The organism is Nocardioides sp. (genome assembly GCF_036374615.1).
GTDB lineage: Bacteria > Actinomycetota > Actinomycetes > Propionibacteriales > Nocardioidaceae > Nocardioides.
The window spans coordinates 1-3,466 of the sequence record NZ_DASUTK010000192.1; the positions used below are offsets into that span (position 1 = coordinate 1).

The following is a 3,466-nucleotide window of genomic DNA, read 5'->3' on the forward strand; positions in this document are numbered from 1 at the left end:
TCAGCCGACGACGCCCCTCGGCTGCGCCACGACATCAACCGGGTCGGCGTGGTCGGCACCGGCACCATGGCCACCGGGATCGTCGAAGTGTTCGGCAAGGCGGGGTACGACGTGCTGGTCGTCGGCCGCGGGCAGGACAAGGTCGACGGCGTGGTGGCAGCGGTCAGCAAGAGCTTCGACAAGCAGGTCCAGCGCGGCAAGGCGACCGAGGAGGAGAAGGCCGAGACTCTTGCCCGGATCTCCGGCACGACCGCCCTCGACGACCTCGCGGACGTGGACCTGGTCGTCGAGGCGGTCGCGGAGGACCTCGCCGTCAAGACCACGCTCTTCGAGAACCTCGACGAGATCTGCCGCGGTGGGAATGGCGGGGCAGGCGCGATCCTCGCCACCACGACCTCGAGCCTGCCGATCATCGCCATGGCCAGGGCGACGTCACGGCCGCAGGACGTCATCGGCCTGCACTTCTTCAACCCGGCTGCGATCATGAAGCTGGTCGAAGTCGTCAGCACCGTCGCCACCGACGACGATGTCACCGAGACCGCCCGCGCCCTCTGCGAGAAGCTCGGCAAGGTGGCGGTCTCGTGCGGCGACCGGGCGGGGTTCATCGTCAACGCGCTGCTGTTCCCGTACCTCAACGACGCCGTGAAGATGCTGGAGGCGCACTACGCGACCGCCGACGACATCGACACCGCGATGAAGCTCGGCTGCGCGCTCCCGATGGGCCCCTTCGAGCTGCTCGACGTGGTCGGCAATGACGTCTCGCTCGCCATCCAGCGCGAGCTCTACCTGGAGTTCCGCGAGCCCGGCTTCGCGCCGGCGCCGTTGCTGGAGCACCTGGTGACGGCGGGCTACCTGGGACGCAAGACCGGCCGCGGGTTCCGCGACTACAGCGGCCGCTGATCGGTCACCAGGGCAGCCAGCCGGGCCCGGGTGTTGATACCGAGCTTGCGGTAGATCCGCGACAGGTGGGCGTCCACCGTCCGTGGTGAGAGGAACAGCTCCGACGCGACCTGACGGCTGGTGAGCCCCTCGGCGACCTTGTCCGCCACGGTGCGCTCGGCGGGAGTCAAGGCGTCGAGCGGGCCGGCGCTCGGCTCGCCCGGGGTCGGCACGAGCAGGGTGGCGATGTCGGCCACGGCGCCCGGCGTCAGCTGGTCGTTCTCGAGCCAGCCGTCGGGCACGCTCGGCGCCGGGTCGACGTCCCGGGCTCGGTACCGCCCCGCGCTGCCCGCCCCGCGCGGAGTACGCAGTGCGAGGGCCGCCCCCGTCAGCGACCGGGCCACTCGCACGTCGGTCGCGGAGACGAGCTGCGCGAGCGCATCGAGCACATCGGCAGCGCGCAACGGGTGCGGCATGGCGGCAGCGTTGGCGAGCGCCTGCAGCAGGGTCGCCCGCGCCTCATGGACCTCGCCCTGCTGGAGGAGGGAGACTCCGAGCACGAGGCGGGCGTCGAGCGCGTCGCGCCCGAGCCGACTGCTGTCGGCGAGCACGACCGCGTCGGCCGCCCGACCGGCAGCGCGCGCCAGGTGACCGGTGCGCTTGAGTCGGCGGGCCTGGGCCACCATGACCGGAAGCCGGACCGCCCACGGGAACGACTCGTCGTCCTCGGGAGCGGGGTAGGTGGCGGGCTTGATGTGGCACAGCTCCACCTCGGCGAGCAGCGCCAGCCGGTCCTCGGCCAGTTGGCGTGCGTCGTCGCGCACCCGTTCCGCGGCGGTGGCGGCCTCGAGCCGGCGACCCTGCTCGAGCGCGATGCGTGCGAGCAGCAACCGTGCCGACAGCGTCAGCCAGGGCTCGTCATCCTGGCGCGTCGTGAGGAGCGAGTGGGCGAGCTCGGAGGCTCGCTCGAAGTCGCCGCGCACGAGCGTCGCCTGCGCCAGGGTCCGGGTCGCCTGCGGTGCGATCTGGTCGGTGCCCGCGTCGAGCGAGATCGCCCGGAGCGCCTCGGCCTCCGCGTGGTCGAGGTCGCCGGCGTCGAGGTGCATCTCCGCGCGGATGCTGGCCGTGCGCGCAGTCTCGAGGTCGGGGTTCTCGGCCTCTCGGGCGTGCTCGTCGGCACGGTCGAGCAGCCAGAGCCCCTCGTAGGTGCCGCGCGCCTCCGAGGCGGCGATCCCGGCTCGGCGGGCGACCTGAGCGCCGATCTCGGGCGGGCCATCCCCACTGAGCAGCGCGGTCTCGAGGATCTCCGCGGCGTCGCGCGCCCGCATCGCCGTGTAGAGCGACGAGAACGTGCGGTTGGCCAGGGCGTAGCCCTCGCCGCGCGTCTCGGGGTTCCGGCAGGCAGCGGCGACCGCGAGCCGCATCGTGGGCAGGTCGGTCAGCCACGGAGCGTCGGCCGCCCCGGTGTTCATCTCACGCGGCAGCACCGAGTCGGCCCACCGCACGAGTGCCCGGCCGGCCGCTGCCTCGTCGTCGGTCGTGGCGGTGAGGAAGGCCCCGTGGCGCCGGATCGGCACCAGCATGTCGATCCGGCCGTCAGGCAGCGCCTCCACCAACGACCGCCGCGCGAGCGCCAGCGTCAGCTCGCGGCCGGCGTCGAGGTCGACATCGCTGATCGCCGCCAGCACCTCGAGGCTCACGGGCACCGACATCGTCGACAGCCGCCGGAAGCAGCGCTGCTGGTCCTCGTCGAGCAGGTCGTACGACGCCTGCACGGCCTCCGCCAGCGAGGCCGTCGGGGTCACCTGGGACATCCCGACCAGCGCGATCTGGACCGCCATCTGCTCGATCAGCAGCGGCAACCCGCCACTGGCACGCAGCAGGCGACGCACATCCTCCTCGGCCTCGACGAGATCGATCGGGTGTCCACCCGCGTCGACCACCATCCGGCAGAACAGGTCGACCGCGGGGCCGGTCAGCGGCTCGTGGGCAGCGGGCACGCGGAGCGGACCCAACCGCACGACCCGACGCCCCGGGCCGGGGTGCACCGTGCTCGAGGTGGTCAGCACTCGCGCCTCGGACGTCGACGCAATGACGTCGGCGACGACCTCGTCGAAGTCGTCGACGTCGACTCCGTCGACGATCAGCCAGCCGTGCGCGCCGTCCAGCGCCCGCTTCAGGGCTCCCTCGAGCGAGTCGGAGGGTGCGATGACCACCTGCAGCTCGTCGAGGCAGGTCCGCAGCAGATCAGGCAGCGCGGTGATGCCACGGGCGTTCACCCAGGTCACGTCGTCGCGGTCCTGCACCACGGTGCGCAGCACGGTGGTCTTCCCGCAACCGGGCGGACCCACGAGGCTCAGCCACCGCTCGGAGTCCAAGGCGGCAGGCAACACGGACAGCACATCCTCGCGCCCGATCACTCGGCTGTCCACGAGCGTAATACTGCCTTCCTTCGGTGCGGTGCGCGGAGCGGGTCCCGCATTGTCCGCGTCCGGCGACCGCCACGGATAGGTAGGCCGGTACGTACGAGTTTAGGTAGGACTACCGATGCGGCAGGTCCAGCCTTTCGAGCACAGTAGTCGTGTTG

General features: G+C 71.9%; 2 protein-coding genes. One reads left to right on the forward strand and one right to left on the reverse strand.

Annotated elements, in window-relative coordinates; genetic code table 11:
- A partial coding sequence (locus VFZ39_RS14940) for a 3-hydroxybutyryl-CoA dehydrogenase (protein WP_330866571.1) occupies positions 1-900 on the forward strand: 900 nt, incomplete at its 5' end.
- Here VFZ39_RS14940 and VFZ39_RS14945 read toward each other — a convergent pair.
- The gene (locus VFZ39_RS14945) at positions 885-3,311 is read right to left on the reverse strand and encodes a LuxR C-terminal-related transcriptional regulator (protein WP_330866572.1); all 2,427 of its coding nucleotides are present in this window, start codon (positions 3,309-3,311) and stop codon (positions 885-887) included. The two genes, VFZ39_RS14940 and VFZ39_RS14945, sit on opposite strands and share 16 nt — an antisense overlap.
- Positions 3,312-3,466 lie beyond the last annotated feature (155 nt).